The organism is Luteibacter sp. KNZ12-1A, assembly GCF_056755675.1.
In genome coordinates this window covers 39,808-52,642 of record NZ_JBPGXU010000002.1, presented here as the reverse complement: position 1 = coordinate 52,642, position 12,835 = coordinate 39,808, and the positions used below count along the sequence as shown (strand labels likewise).

Annotated in this window: 12 protein-coding genes; 4 read left to right on the top strand and 8 right to left on the bottom strand. The window is 59.8% G+C overall.

What is annotated here, in order from left to right; translation table 11 throughout:
• Window positions 1-5: 5 nt before the first annotated feature.
• Both ACR9ZJ_RS00730 and ACR9ZJ_RS00725 read left to right on the top strand, forming a co-directional pair.
• The gene (locus ACR9ZJ_RS00730; protein ID WP_481286518.1) at window positions 6-425 is read left to right on the top strand and encodes a DUF4288 domain-containing protein; all 420 of its coding nucleotides are present in this window, start codon (window positions 6-8) and stop codon (window positions 423-425) included.
• Window positions 426-1,813: 1,388 nt separating this feature from the next.
• Window positions 1,814-2,023 carry a hypothetical protein gene (locus ACR9ZJ_RS00725; protein ID WP_481286517.1) on the top strand — a complete coding sequence of 70 codons (210 nt, stop codon included), beginning with the start codon at window positions 1,814-1,816 and terminating at the stop codon, window positions 2,021-2,023.
• Window positions 2,024-2,120: 97 nt separating this feature from the next.
• Here ACR9ZJ_RS00725 and ACR9ZJ_RS00720 read toward each other — a convergent pair whose 3' ends face one another.
• Complete coding sequence (locus ACR9ZJ_RS00720) at window positions 2,121-2,720, bottom strand: NADPH-dependent F420 reductase (protein ID WP_481286516.1); 600 nt, start codon at window positions 2,718-2,720, stop codon at window positions 2,121-2,123.
• 72 nt (window positions 2,721-2,792) lie between these two features.
• A complete protein-coding gene (locus ACR9ZJ_RS00715; RefSeq protein WP_481282186.1) occupies window positions 2,793-3,527 on the bottom strand; it encodes an SDR family NAD(P)-dependent oxidoreductase in 735 nt (244 codons plus the stop codon).
• 111 nt (window positions 3,528-3,638) lie between these two features.
• Here ACR9ZJ_RS00715 and ACR9ZJ_RS00710 point away from each other — a divergent pair, with 111 nt between their 5' ends.
• On the top strand, window positions 3,639-4,001 hold the full coding sequence (locus tag ACR9ZJ_RS00710; protein WP_481282187.1) for a winged helix-turn-helix transcriptional regulator: 363 nt from the start codon (window positions 3,639-3,641) through the stop codon (window positions 3,999-4,001).
• 80 nt (window positions 4,002-4,081) lie between these two features.
• Here ACR9ZJ_RS00710 and ACR9ZJ_RS00705 read toward each other — a convergent pair whose 3' ends face one another.
• From ACR9ZJ_RS00705 to ACR9ZJ_RS00690, 4 genes are all read right to left on the bottom strand, one after another.
• Window positions 4,082-4,300, bottom strand: a complete 219-nt coding sequence (locus tag ACR9ZJ_RS00705; RefSeq protein WP_481286515.1) for a hypothetical protein — start codon at window positions 4,298-4,300, stop codon at window positions 4,082-4,084.
• Window positions 4,297-6,213, bottom strand: coding sequence for a M61 family metallopeptidase (locus tag ACR9ZJ_RS00700; protein ID WP_481286514.1), 1,917 nt, complete (start codon window positions 6,211-6,213; stop codon window positions 4,297-4,299). Before ACR9ZJ_RS00700 ends, ACR9ZJ_RS00705 begins: the two co-directional genes overlap by 4 nt.
• Window positions 6,214-6,340: 127 nt before the next feature.
• Window positions 6,341-6,718 carry a DoxX family protein gene (locus ACR9ZJ_RS00695; protein ID WP_481286513.1) on the bottom strand — a complete coding sequence of 126 codons (378 nt, stop codon included), beginning with the start codon at window positions 6,716-6,718 and terminating at the stop codon, window positions 6,341-6,343.
• A gap of 43 nt (window positions 6,719-6,761) precedes the next feature.
• Window positions 6,762-7,634, bottom strand: a complete 873-nt coding sequence (locus tag ACR9ZJ_RS00690; protein ID WP_481286512.1) for an NmrA family NAD(P)-binding protein — start codon at window positions 7,632-7,634, stop codon at window positions 6,762-6,764.
• 129 nt (window positions 7,635-7,763) lie between these two features.
• Here ACR9ZJ_RS00690 and ACR9ZJ_RS00685 point away from each other — a divergent pair, with 129 nt between their 5' ends.
• Window positions 7,764-8,669, top strand: coding sequence for a LysR family transcriptional regulator (locus ACR9ZJ_RS00685; protein ID WP_481286511.1), 906 nt, complete (start codon window positions 7,764-7,766; stop codon window positions 8,667-8,669).
• Between the two features lie 557 nt (window positions 8,670-9,226).
• Here the strand turns inward: ACR9ZJ_RS00685 and ACR9ZJ_RS00680 are convergent.
• Together ACR9ZJ_RS00680 and ACR9ZJ_RS00675 are read right to left on the bottom strand one after the other, a co-directional pair.
• Window positions 9,227-11,770 carry a S8 family peptidase gene (locus ACR9ZJ_RS00680; RefSeq protein WP_481286510.1) on the bottom strand — a complete coding sequence of 848 codons (2,544 nt, stop codon included), beginning with the start codon at window positions 11,768-11,770 and terminating at the stop codon, window positions 9,227-9,229.
• Between the two features lie 46 nt (window positions 11,771-11,816).
• The gene (locus tag ACR9ZJ_RS00675) at window positions 11,817-12,827 is read right to left on the bottom strand and encodes an AAA family ATPase (RefSeq protein ID WP_481286509.1); all 1,011 of its coding nucleotides are present in this window, start codon (window positions 12,825-12,827) and stop codon (window positions 11,817-11,819) included.
• Between the last annotated feature and the right edge of the window lie 8 nt (window positions 12,828-12,835).

The following is a 12,835-nucleotide window of genomic DNA, read 5'->3' as shown; positions in this document are numbered from 1 at the left end:
TGTGAATGCCGATGAATATGGGTGGACCAAAAGGATTGATCGCTGTGCGCCATTCGCCTGAACTAAGGTTTGCCGCGAAGCTCTTGTTTCAGTTTCGGTATGAAGATGACGCGCCTGGCGGATTCCGAAACGTCGAGGAACGCATCGTCCTGTTTCTCGGGCGAGACGCCGCAACGGTCTATGCAGCGGCACAGCGCAGAGGAAAGCGTGCTAGCTACAGTTATCTCAACGATGGCGGAGGACGTGTTTACTTTGAGTTCGTGGGAATTACAGATCTCATGAACCTCGGTCCAGAAACGGAGGATGATGAGGTCTGGTATGACATCCGACGTATGAAGGACCCGATGCAACGGAGGCGAGATTTGATTCCTGACAAGCAATCCCTTGATGCCTTCAAGCTTGAGCGTGCCTCCGAAATTCAGTGAACCTCAGTAGGGGGCAGTCGTGAAGATTGAAATTCACGCTTGAACCAGGCCGTAAGTGAGATTGCGCATGAAGAATATCGATTGGCTAGCGATTAGAAATGAGCGTCGATTCCTGGGCTTTCGCATGGGGATGACAGGCGTAGCAGTCGGCGCAATTGCTTTCCTCATCGGACTGTGTGGGTTTGTGTGGCTTGGCGCGTCAGTGTTCGCGGTGGGTTTCTCGATAGCATTGACGGGCTTTGTGATTCATATGTCTCATGTGGGTCGCCGCCGATAGGTGGAATCGCTCATGTGCGGCGTGCTTCGACATCAATGGTTTCGGCTGTGTGAAGAATGAAAGTTTTTGCATTTCTCCTGATTGGTGTGCTCATTCATTTCGGTCTGACTTTCGCAATCGTCGTCAGTAGACTGAGTTGTGGTGTACAAGCGCAATGCGTTGGTTTTTTCAATGAGGTAGCGGGAGCCATTCTGTCCTTTCCCTTGGGTCTGATAGTTTGGGGGATGAGATACATAGGTATCGATTCTGCCGTTGTGACGGATTCTTTTTTGGGTGGCAACATTTTTGCGCTTTGCTTATTGAATTCGATTATGGCGGTTGTCTTCGTTTGGTATGTGCTTATCAAGCCAGTTATTCGGATGCGCAAATACGCACGCAGTCGCTGACTCAGTCGGACTTCGTAGTTCATATGTCTCGTGTGGGTCGCCGCTGATAGTTGGAGTCGTTCATGCGATGAGCGGCGTGGGATTGGATGGTCGGCCGGCATTGAGGTTGTAGACCGCTGGACATGAATGACCTTGTCGCTAATTTTAGAAGAATGCCTTTGCTTCTAAGGATACTGACACTACTTGCGTTGATGTCAGTAGTGCTTGTAGCGGCGACGGTCGTTCCAGGCGGTGCCGTTGTCGGTCAGAAGAAGATTGGAGCAGGGGACTGGTGGGCCAATGGCAGCGGACTAGTATTCGCCGTAGCCGCGTGCCTTTTCTTCAGCGCAGGAATCTTGCTACTTAAAGCTCGGCGGCCTGGGCGACCGGCCTACATATCAGGTGTCGCGGGATTCTACGTTGCAGGCTATCTTATCGAGCGAATCAACGGCGTGAGCTACTCTCGCGACGACTATTTCTATGATGTTCTCTCTGCGGCTTTGCAAATTGCAGCCTTGAGCGCCTATCTCTTCCTGAGCCGACGGGTGAAGAACTTCTTGGCTACGTCCTACGATGCCGAGTCGGGGACGCAGAGCGCCGGGAGTCCTGCGTCGCGGCAAGCTATCGATAGAGATTCGCGCTGTCGCTAACATGCCCGCTTTCGAGAACCGTCTGCTCGACACAGGGGTTTATTGCGCCAGGGACAACAAGTCTGACCCGAAGGCAATGTGCAAGTGAGGTTAACGGTGAAAAAAATCGACTGGACGAGCATCTTGCATGAGCCTCAGTACATCGGCTTTCGTATCACCATGATTGGAGTGGCTGTGGGGTTCATCGCGTTTGCTATTGCGATCTGTGGATTCATGAATCTGGGCATCTCGGTGTTAGTCGTTGGTTTTTCGACGGCGCTTACCGGCATTGTGGTCAACTTCTCTCACATAAATCGCCGAAGGTAAGTCTTGAACCGGATAGCATTCGGCTATCCGAACCAATGTGTCATGCCGATGGCGCGCTTTGGTGACAGGATCACATCGAGCCGGCGATCACGACTCATCAGTCGAACTTGACCAAGTCCTTGAAGATCAGTTGACCCCAGCTATTTCCGCGCGCCTGCACAAGCAGGCCACCTTTCGAAAGCCCACCAAGTTTGATCGGCGAGAAACCGAGGTTTTCCGCCAGCGCAGCGATCTCGGCTGCTGCACCGTCATCGTCGCTCGCCAGGAACACGACTCTTCTCCCGCCATGTACGGCCGGACCTTGGGCTAGGACGGCGGCGCCCAAATGATTGAAGCCCTTGACCAGTCTTCCACCAGTGAAAGCCCGAGCGACGAACTTGGAAGAAGGCTGTCCTCGGAGTTCCTCGGGTGGCACGCCGTAGGCATTGGTCACATCGACGATGGTCTTCCCCTGCCAGTTGGGCAGCGCTTTTGCGACATCCTGGTGCGCCTCGAAACGAACGGCCAAGAAGACAATGTCCGCCTCGACCGCTTCCGACAGCTTCTTGGGGATGATCGTCGGCCCGATCGCGGCCGCATCGGCCGCGAAGCTTTTGGGATCGCGCGTGGTTGCAACGGATACGTGGATGCCGTTACGGGCAAACGCCTTGGCAAGAGCCTGGCCGATCTTGCCGAAGCCGATAATTGCGTAGCTCATATGGTTTCCCTTGGTTCAGCACGCCCGGCGGACTCCAGATGTCGAGCGGAGTGTCCGGCCGGACGTCGCGCGTCAGAGTTGCGCCAAGCCGCCGTCGACGGCGACCTCGCTGGCGGTCATGAAGCTGCTGTCCGATGACGCGAGAAACGCGGCCACCGCGCCGATCTCCGCTGGATCGGCCATGCGTTGGAGCGGAGTCATCGAGGCGAAGACCTTCTGGCCCTCCTCGCCCAGCGCTTCCTTCGCGAGGTCGGTCGCCGTCGCTCCGGGCGACAGCACGTTGACCCGTATGCCGGTGCCCTTGAGGTCTTCCGCCCAGGTCCGCGCGAGGTTGCGCACGGCCGCCTTGCTCGCACTGTAGGCGCTCATGCCCGGCGCGCCCGTGGTGCCGGCACTCGATCCGGTCAGGATGATCGAACCACCTTCGCCCATCAGCGGCAGCGCCTTCTGGACCGTGAAGATCGTGCCCTTCACGTTGGTGTCGAAGGTTTCATCGATGTGCTCGGCGGTGATCTTGCCCAGCGGAAGCTGGCTCCCCGCCCCGGCATTGGCGACGACGATGTCGAGGGTTCCGCGCTCGGCCTTCACCGCCGCGTAGAGTCGGTCGAGATCGGCAAGGTCGGAGACCGAGCCCATGACCGCGCGGGCGTTGGGCCCGAGATCGGCCACGGCGGCGTCGAGTGCTTCCTGTCGGCGGCCGAAGATGAAGACGAAGGCGCCTTCTTCGATGAAGCGCTTTGCCGCGGCGCGGCCGATGCCTGTAGCGCCGCCGGTGATCACGGCGGTCTTTCCTTTCAGTCGGGTCATGAGGTGCATCCTTCATTGGGTGTCTGGGGAAGCAGGGAACTGCTTGCTTGAGACAAAAGATGCAGGCCTGATAACCTGACGACAAGTATGCACTTTTTGGTAAGTATCAAAATGACGACGCCTTCGGAAATCTGCGACACCGGCTGCGGGCTCAACGCCACGCTTCGCATCCTCTCGGGGAAGTGGAAACCGCTGGCTCTGTTTTTCCTGCGCGACGGCCCGAAGCGCTACGGCGAACTCAAGCGGCTGATCCAGGGCGTCAGCGACAAGGTGCTGATCCAGCAATTGAAGGATCTGGAGGCCGACCAGGTGCTGGTGCGCACCGACTACAAGGAAGTACCACCACGGGTGGATTACGCGCTGACTCCGCTCGGTCGTAGCCTGGCCGAGGCGATCGTTCCGTTGTGCACCTGGGGAACCGAGAATGCGGCGGAAATGGCGCGCATCTTCGCCAAGCAGGATGCTTTGCCATGACCAGACCCCCATCGAGTTGATGTCGGTGACCAGGTCGGTCGTGGCGCCAGGTGTCGCGCAGCCGGTGGCCGAAGGCAAGATCAAGTCATTCGACCGACCGTTGGCGGATTTCCATCCGGCGTCAGGGTCGAAAGAAGAACATCACCATTCGCATGCGGAACCATACGCTCGGCATGCAAAACGTCGCGAATAGCACCATTGAAATCTATCCCGCGCCCGACGCCATCCAACTCGCGCTTGCGGCGAAGATCGTCGCTGTGCGACGGCTCGATGCCGAGGGTTCCCATCACTTGCGTCATCGAGCGCCGAGCAACGCGGACAATCGGTCGGGTATGCCTGTGATGCGCTCGAGATGGGGATAGCGCAGGTGCCCTTGATAGTCGAGGTCGACGACGCGCTTGTTTCCACCGATGTCGACACGGATGCTTAATGATTTCGATGAGGCCGATTCGACTGCGGCCAAGAGGAGGCCAGTCGAAAAGGGTTGCCCACCTATCTCGAGCACTCGTGCGCCAGGGGATAAACCTGCCCGGAATGCCGGACTGTCCCACCGAACCGCCTGAACCGTTCCATCCGGCCTGATTTGCAGGCCGATCGAATAATCGAGATTGATGGCGCCAGCTTCTTCCTCACCCTGGCGAAACGTTTCAGTGGGGGTGTCTTTATAGACAAGCTTCCAGCCCGCACGAGCCAGGCCGGCGACCGCTTCGTCCGCGCTGTGGCTGTGAAGATGCTGATCGAGGAATGCCGCCCAATCATTCGGCGCAATCTTGTCCAGCGCGGCGCAGACATCCTGGTAGGTGTACGTTCGCGTGGATTGCGTGCTGTCCTTGACGAAAAAGATGCGCGCGAAGTCGTCGATGCCTCGTTCCTCATGGCTCAGTTGGCGTAAACGTGCATCCACGTCCAGCCACAGCAATACGCCTTCGGTGTAATAGTCCTCGCGGCGCTGCCAGTCAGGCAACGAGATACGGTGCTTTGCCATGAAGATCGCGTCATTCGTGCTGTCTTGCAGGTCTTTCCAGCGCCGGCCGGTGCGGTTGGCGACAATGGCCGCGTCCATGGCGAGCTTGTCCAGGGTCTGCTGTCGATCACGCAAGCCGGCGCGCGCAGCCAGCACGCGTCCCCAGAATTCGCTTTGCCCTTCATACACCCATAGCAGCGACCCACCCACTGGTTGGTTGAAGGTGGGCGACCACAAGTCAGCCGGTTGACGCCACCGGCCGTTCCACGCATGGACGAACTCGTGCGCGATCAGGTCGAGGTTATTCAGCTGCTCCGCCGTATGGGTGAAGTATGCGGCGGGGAGATTGTTTTCTCCTTCTTCGAGATGTTCGACGCCACCACCGCCGCCGTCGGGTGACAAGACATCGCTCAGGGTGACGATGGCGTCATAGTGACGGTACGGCGCGGTGCCGAAGGTCTTGATGCCCTGGCCGACGAGTGCCCTGATGCGGTCGACTTCAGGTCGAGTGACAGCGAGGTCTTCCTTTGCATCCGCCAGAAGGTCCAGCGCCACCGGCTGGGCCGCGCTCCCGCCCACCATGATCCGGCGCGTGTAGCGCCCGGCATAGACGGGCGCGTCGACCAACTGCTCCAGCGTTACGGGTTGGAAGCCAAGCGTTCTGTCGTCGATGGCGTGGAAAGCCAATGCCGTGAAAGCCGTCAGTCCAGGGGGCATTGCCAGCTTCGCGACCACGGGGATATCCCGCACGTACCAACCGGCGGGATAAAGCAGCACGCGGTGCCAGGGAATCATCACCATGTCCGGCCGTAACAGGTGGGCCTGGGCCGGAGCAAGGAATTGGAAGTCCAGCGTGATCGATCTCGCACCCTTGGGCACGTCGACGTGGAAGGCGTGCATGTTCACGGTATCGCGCCGCCACTCCACCGCCTCCCCATCGAGAAATACGGCAAGGCCCGCCAACTCCGCAACGGTGGCGGTGGGCGCATGACTGGCCGTTTCCCATTCGGGGTAGAGCAACACGGTATCGCCCGGTGCCTGGACGGGAATCGTCTCGTGAACGGAGAAGACCTGGTGATCGGTATCGGTGGCGTCGACGGCCAATTCGATCGTGCCGAGGAACGGCTTGTCCACCGGGAAGGGTAGTGCTGGCGGGCCCGGTGCGGTGGTCGGCCCCGATCCGACCTGCGCGACCGCGACTCCCGTTGCCAAGGCAGACAGCGCCAGGAGCGCCAGGCCAGCGAACAAGGGAAGCGGCCTCATTTGCTTGAGAAGATCATGAGGTTGGACCGTATCAGCAGGATGATATCGACATGTGTTCTTCTTCCATTCGCCGCATGGGTCCATTGTCGCCGCTCTACCGATCCGACGTGGATCAACGATCGCGCTCGATGACCGGGGGGGTCGCGGTCCGCATACGCCAGCTTGTCCAGCCAACCACGAGTGACAATGTCGCCACGACAAGTGGCGGCACGGCGTGCCCATATTCGCCGTGGCTAATGACAGTCGCGAGGGCGGCAAGCATGACGGCGCAGCCGAGAGCCGAGCCCCACAGGCGGCTCCGCTCGCGAAAAAGCAGGATGGCGGCACCAAGTTCCAGCGACCCGGTCACGAAGTGGAACCAGCGTGGGTATCCCCATTTCAGGTATTCCTCGTAGATGGATCCCGGGGCCAGGAGGTTGCTGAGTGAACCCACGACGAAGAATGCGGCGAGAGCGAGGGGTAAGACGTTGCGCCAGGAGATCTTGGACATTTACCTAACCTATGAAAGTCGCGTCGATGCCGTATCCGTCGCCCTATGCCGCCGTGGCCGTCCGGGCCGCAGCGAAGACATCGCGGGCTGAGGTCACGCCCGGGACGTGCTCCGTACCCTCGACTCCGAGGTCCGTTCCCCCGGCGTTGACGAAGTCATACATGGTCTCGGCCAGGCCAGACTGGCCCTTCGGAATGCCGAACTGCTCGAATGTATCTGCCCAGCCGGCCCGCGGTACGGAAACGGCCTCGACGGCGATGTTCATCACGTCACCCAACTGCGCCGCGACCTCGTCCGCGCTCACCATCGAGCCGAGTTCGACGATCCGATGCCCGGACCAGGCCGGCCCGCTCAGGAGCGTCGCGATTTCGGCGCCGATATCGTTGGTCGCGACCATGGCTGACTTCCTGTTCGTCGGATGGTGGAAGACGGGCAGCGTGCCGCCCTGGGCGACGTGCAAGCCGTAAAGGAAGTTTTCGAGGAACTCGCCGGCCCGGACATAGGCGATCGGCAATTTCAGATCGCTGAAGCCCCGTTCCAGAAGCGATAGAGCCGTGATCAGCCCCATCCCGCTGGTTGCGTTCGCGCCCATCGACGAAAGGGCGACAACTCGCGGCACCGGCGCCCTGGTGAGCGCGTCGACATAGTTCGCGATGACGGCCTTGGCTTCCTTGAAGTCCAGCGAGGGAGTCCAGATGGGAGGCAGCATGACGAACGCGCCCTCGACACCTTCGAGTGCCCGCTCGATGGAGGCCGCGTCATTCCAGTCGCCATCGACCAATTCGACGCCTTGGTCAACCCAGTTCGCCGCCTTTGCGCGGTCGCGGACAAGCGCACGTACTTTCTTGCCCTGCGCCAGCAGATGCCTTGCCGTGGCGCCGCCGACCTTTCCCGTGATTCCCATTACCAAAAACATGTGCGTACTCCGATATTGGTTCGATAACCCACGGTATCTCGTGCGCTATCATTCGGATATGAGGTACATTCGGAACGGGCCGTGTAGATGAGCTTAACAATCGCTCGAACCCATCTGGACGGGCTTGTCATGTTCTTGACCGTGGCGGAATGCCGTGGCTTCCGTGCCGCGGCACGGCACCTCGGGGTCACGCCGTCCGCGGTCAGTCAGGCGATACGCGGTCTGGAGGAGCGGATTGGCGCGCCTCTCTTCTTCCGCACGACACGAAGCGTCAGGCTGACCGAAGCGGGCGAACGCCTGCTTGCCCACGCACGTCCCGCGGTCGACATGCTCACGGCAGGATTGGACGCCGCGAGTGGGTTGGGTGGCGAGATCACCGGCCGGCTACGCATCAATATGCCGAGACCGATCTTGCCGCTGCTGGTGAATCGCTTGCTGCCCGACTTTCTCGACGCCCATCCGAACGTCGAACTCGAACTGGTGGGTGAGGATCGTCCGATAGACATCGTCGAGGAAGGTTTCGACGCGGGAATACGTCTTGGAAACTTCGTCCAGATCGATATGGTCGCGGTCTGGCTGACGCCACCGGAGCGGTTCGTCGTCGTTGGCGCCCCGGCGTTATTCCGCAAGCATGGCCGACCGGCGTCTCCGTACGATTTGCAGAACTTCCCTTGCATACTGCTCCGTCAGTCCGTCCGCGCCCTCGATCACTGGCAATTCGTCGTCGATGGCGAGCGCATCACGGTGGGGATTGAGGGGCCTTTCGTGAGCAACGACATCGAAGCCTGCATTCGCTCGGCAACGAGAGGCGTCGGGCTCTTCCAATTGCCGCGTTCGCTGGTGATGTCGCATCTTGAAAGGGGAGATCTTCAGGCCGTGCTCGAACCGTATTGCGAAGAGGTTCCCGGTTTTTCCCTTTACTACCCAAGCCGGCATCAGTCACTGCCGAAACTTCGCGCCTTCGTGGATTTCGCCACCGCTCGCATGCGCAGGGAGTTCAGGTCGAGCGATTACCTGCCGAATCCGGTGTCCTAGTCGTGTTGTCTGATCGACATGTAGTGGGCCGGGCTTTCGAACCGCTTTGTTGGTCCACTTTTAGACGGGAGCTACGAGTGAATACCATACATATGACGGATTCTCATAGTCGGTACAGGCAAATTCCCATAGTCGATGCATGCCCATGCGGAAGCGGATCGGCTGGTACGCTGCAGATGTCACCAACAGGACCCGACAGGCTGATGGTGCAGCGAGGTCAAGGGAGGGCGCAGCCACGGCCGAGGCCGGTGGCGCGGCATGGGGCGACGCGACTGAGACGGAGGCCGAAGCGGTCGTTGACCTAGCCAGCAGCAGGAGGCAGGACCTGGGAGCCGGCGCCGGGACGAGGTGACAGGGGAGGGGCGCCTCCCCCGGAGGCGACGTCGCGTAGGTGCGTTGCACCGGAGGAAAGAGGGCGCAAGGTCCCTCCTCAGAATCCGTCATTGACGATCTATGAGAATCCGGACGAGATCACCCCGGAAGCGCTCACTGTAGACGGCGTAGCTACTGTCTCCATGATCGGTCCTAATGCGGACGGCTAGCATGTTACGCACGACTCAACCAAGGCCGATTTCAATCTCCTTCGTCGCAACGAGGTTTGCTACTTCTGCGTGCAGATCGATTGCCAGGCCCGAAGCGGAAATTGAAATGACAAGCGAATAGCGAGCCTCATCTTCCATGCGCTGCTGGCCGATATGGGACTTCCACCAGCCGCCGACTGGGTAGACCGCGATCGCATCGTGGCCGGCCAAGTCGATCGCATGGCCGCGCCAGAGGTCACAGTGAAGGGATCCTGCCTGTATGGCCCTGGATCCGAGCAGCCAAAAGTCAGACTCGCCTTCGCTGCCGGATTCATCGCGCTCTTGGGCTGCATTGACGCGTGCCCGAAAAGCGGCATCCGTTTCGGTACGCTTCTTCATCGCGAATCGCAGCCCGAAAGAGCGATAGGTGCTGGGGCGGGTCGCGGCCTTCCCGGTGAGGTTGGGTTCAATAAAGTAGGAGAGTGTCACCTTCATGGTGACGACCTCGTTCTCCAGTTGTTCTAAGGCTTGCCTTGGCCAAGGTAAATCGTAGAAGTGCATCTCGTTGTACACGGCGGAGCGGCCATCCGCGCCGACGGCGAACGGTTGAATCGCTGCCTGAGCGATCATGCTCATATCGTTGCGAGCTGACGACATCGCTCGCTCAATATCGGGGACGCCGTAGCCGACTTCACGGAGAATTTTCTGCTTTTGGCTCTTCGTTCCCGTTTTCCAGTGCGCGCCCCTACCGATCAATTGTTTGCGAATGGGCTGCGGCCATACTGCGGAATCTACGGTCAATGCTCGCACAGTTTCGGGCCATAGATCGGGATGGGCCGCATGCAGGCGACCGATAAAGTGTCCTGCCACACCGACCGCCGCGCTCGTCGCCCAGAACGGAACGAGGGGCTCGTTAGTCACATCCGAGCCTGGTGCGAGCAGCGAAACAGCCGGGTGCCATGCGCAGAAGCCAGTGTTGTCTGACACCATGTTGCCGGCTTCGAACAGCACTTCCGGTTTAATCGGGGTCAAGTCGTCGGGTAGTGTCTGGGAGCCTCGACTGTATGGGCTGCGATGATTAGCCGGCACTACCGGCTGATAAGCCGGGGGCGGGGTGGGCATGTGCTCTTTGCGCGTAAAACCACCAATGGTCAGGGCGTTCCAGCTCTGCGATGGATCTTCGATGGGCCGTGACGTCATGACGTCCACCAACATGCCTCCGGCGACATTTCCCGTAGCAACGAGGAGCAGACGTTTTGGTGATTGCGTAGCAGGGACGTCCTCAACCACGTCACCGGGCATGGAGCCTGCTGCAATCTGATCGAGTGCGCCGCTCCAGCTGGATGGCCGGGCAGGCGAAAAGTCGCTAGCCGAAGTGGCGAGGCAAAAGGATCGCTTGACGCCCGGTTGCTCGGCCTCAACCAGTGCCACAGCGCCTTGGGTCACGACACCGTAGCTCGGAGGTTTTGTCGCGGGAAATCCATGAGGCGGAAGCAACTTCATGGATTCCACTCCATGGCTGAGGATCACGGGGCCTGTCGTGCTCATGTGAGACTCGAGGTCGCCGTAGAGGGCCAGTCCCGCAATCGCTGTTCCGTGGCCACCATCGGGATAATTGTCGTCGGTTCCCCAAGCAGTGTCATAAGCCCATGCGCCTCGGAGACCTGGTTGTATGAGAGGGTGGGCGCCGGCCACACCGGTGTCTAGCGCGCATACAACCGGAGCATCGTGGGGCGGCGTCACCACACGCTCAACCAGTTCCGCCACCCAGTCGGTCGGTTCCGTGCCCCCCGTCGAATGACTTAGGAAGGGTTCAATACTGCCAGTGGCAGGACGAATCTCGGTGACTGCACCAGGCAAGCGCTCTGCAAACGCGGCAATGTTTCGTACAGAGGCGTGGATAAAGACAACGGTGGTCTCAGGGAAGACGAGTTGGTCGGAGTGCACGTCCAAGCTGGCGTCTCGCGCGAGTGCCGCAATGCGCGCCGCGCGGTCGGGGCTACCAGGAAGCCAGAGTTCCCACCAGGCAATGGTGGTATCGCTGAGATCGTGAGGGCCCACAAACAGAGAGGCAACGGGCGCCGCGGCAATTGTTTCGATGACCTCGAAACGCTCGAGATCGGTCCTGGCGGCCCCGCCGGGGTCATCACCGTAGGCGACAATGCGCTGCTGAAGAAATGCGCGTGCATCGTCGGGCACGAATAGGACAGCGCTTTCTGAGCCGTCGTCTCGGCGATCCGTCCGAAGCACAGAAATCTGCTGGGTCTGGAAATCCAGGTTCGTCGGGACCTTCACCGCCTTCGACCGAGATCCTGCCGCAGGCGGTAACGTCGCAAGTTCGACCATTGTGCCCGGCTTTAGCCCATCCACATGAAGGCGGGGGTCATCCGCGCGTGCGGGGATATTGCCCAACGCCCGGGTTAGCTGGCTAAGTAACGCGTTGGCGTGAGCGGCGTAATCGTCGCGAAGCGGCCTGCGCCGCATCTGTCGCTTAGGGAACTCGTATTGCGCCCCCTCCCGAAACGCATTGATTGAAAGGTGCTGACGATCTCGCACCCCAAATTCTTCGGGTTCCGTCATGCCAGGCTAATTCCGAACAACCATGTCCCCTTCACGCCGGTACCTCCTAGTTGTGTGTATGACGGCGGAACCTATTCCTCAACGACTGGCGATTTTCAAGCGCTTGCTTCAAAGCGGTAGCTGAAACCTTGGGCGCTCCTTCGAGGATGGCATCCTTAACCACCGCGTCAGCGGCGCGCACAAGCTCGCCTTGGCTTAGCCCATCGAGCGCGGGCGTGATCGAAGACCAGCGGCGTGTAGTTGGCTGTAACTTACCTAGCCGACGTTCAATGATAGCAAGTGCCGCAGCGCGGTCGGGGAGTTCGTACCCGATCACCTCGTCGAATCGACGCGCCAGGGCTTCGTCCAATATCTCCACGTGGTTCGTAGCTGCAAGAACGAGGCTGTCTGTGCTGTTCGGCTCTTCCATGAAGGCCAGCACAGAGTTAAGTACGCGCCGAATCTCGCCGACGTCATTCTGGTCACCGCGGCGCGCGCCGATCGCGTCGAACTCGTCAAAGAGATAGACGCCGCGCGTCTGCGCTAACTGATCGAAGATCAACCGAAGTTTTCCGGCGGTTTCTCCCAAGAATCGGCTGAATAGCGATTCTAGTCGAACCGTGAACAACGGTAGGTTCAACTCGCCAGCTAGTGCGGTGGCGGTCATGGTCTTGCCGGTGCCCGGGGGACCGACCAGAAGCATATGCGTGTTCGGCTTCTGTCCATGGTCGCGAAGTATGGCTCGCTGCTTTTGCTGATTGACCGCGTTGGCTAATCGGTCACGTACTTCATCAGAAAGCACCATGCTCGAGAGGGTGACCTTGGGATACGCGCTCTCGATCAGTCCCTGCAGCTCACCTCGCGGGCGAGCTAGCGGAATCGGCGTTTGGCCGCCGGCGGGTCGGCTGGTCCGATGCTGGTCCCGTGCCCTTTGCACCAGGCGCTTAAGTTTCTCCGCCTCGTCAACATGCCCTTGGCGTGCCTCTTGGGCAGCCGCTTGGAGAACGATAGACAGGAACTGCTCTTCATCGCCCTCAATATGCGAATTCAGGAGCGCAATCAGATGCTTATTGGACATGGCGCCTC

What these genes read in the sequence shown, in the direction of transcription:
- ACR9ZJ_RS00730 (WP_481286518.1), top strand. Translation starts at nt 6, where the DNA reads ATGCCGATGAATATGGGTGGACCAAAAGGATTGATCGCTGTGCGCCAT.
- ACR9ZJ_RS00720 (WP_481286516.1), bottom strand. Translation starts at nt 2,720, where the DNA reads ATGAGCTACGCAATTATCGGCTTCGGCAAGATCGGCCAGGCTCTTGCC.
- ACR9ZJ_RS00715 (WP_481282186.1), bottom strand. Translation starts at nt 3,527, where the DNA reads ATGACCCGACTGAAAGGAAAGACCGCCGTGATCACCGGCGGCGCTACA.
- ACR9ZJ_RS00710 (WP_481282187.1), top strand. Translation starts at nt 3,639, where the DNA reads ATGACGACGCCTTCGGAAATCTGCGACACCGGCTGCGGGCTCAACGCC.
- ACR9ZJ_RS00705 (WP_481286515.1), bottom strand. Translation starts at nt 4,300, where the DNA reads ATGACGCAAGTGATGGGAACCCTCGGCATCGAGCCGTCGCACAGCGAC.
- ACR9ZJ_RS00695 (WP_481286513.1), bottom strand. Translation starts at nt 6,718, where the DNA reads ATGTCCAAGATCTCCTGGCGCAACGTCTTACCCCTCGCTCTCGCCGCA.
- ACR9ZJ_RS00690 (WP_481286512.1), bottom strand. Translation starts at nt 7,634, where the DNA reads ATGTTTTTGGTAATGGGAATCACGGGAAAGGTCGGCGGCGCCACGGCA.
- ACR9ZJ_RS00685 (WP_481286511.1), top strand. Translation starts at nt 7,764, where the DNA reads ATGTTCTTGACCGTGGCGGAATGCCGTGGCTTCCGTGCCGCGGCACGG.
- ACR9ZJ_RS00680 (WP_481286510.1), bottom strand. Translation starts at nt 11,770, where the DNA reads ATGACGGAACCCGAAGAATTTGGGGTGCGAGATCGTCAGCACCTTTCA.
- ACR9ZJ_RS00675 (WP_481286509.1), bottom strand. Translation starts at nt 12,827, where the DNA reads ATGTCCAATAAGCATCTGATTGCGCTCCTGAATTCGCATATTGAGGGC.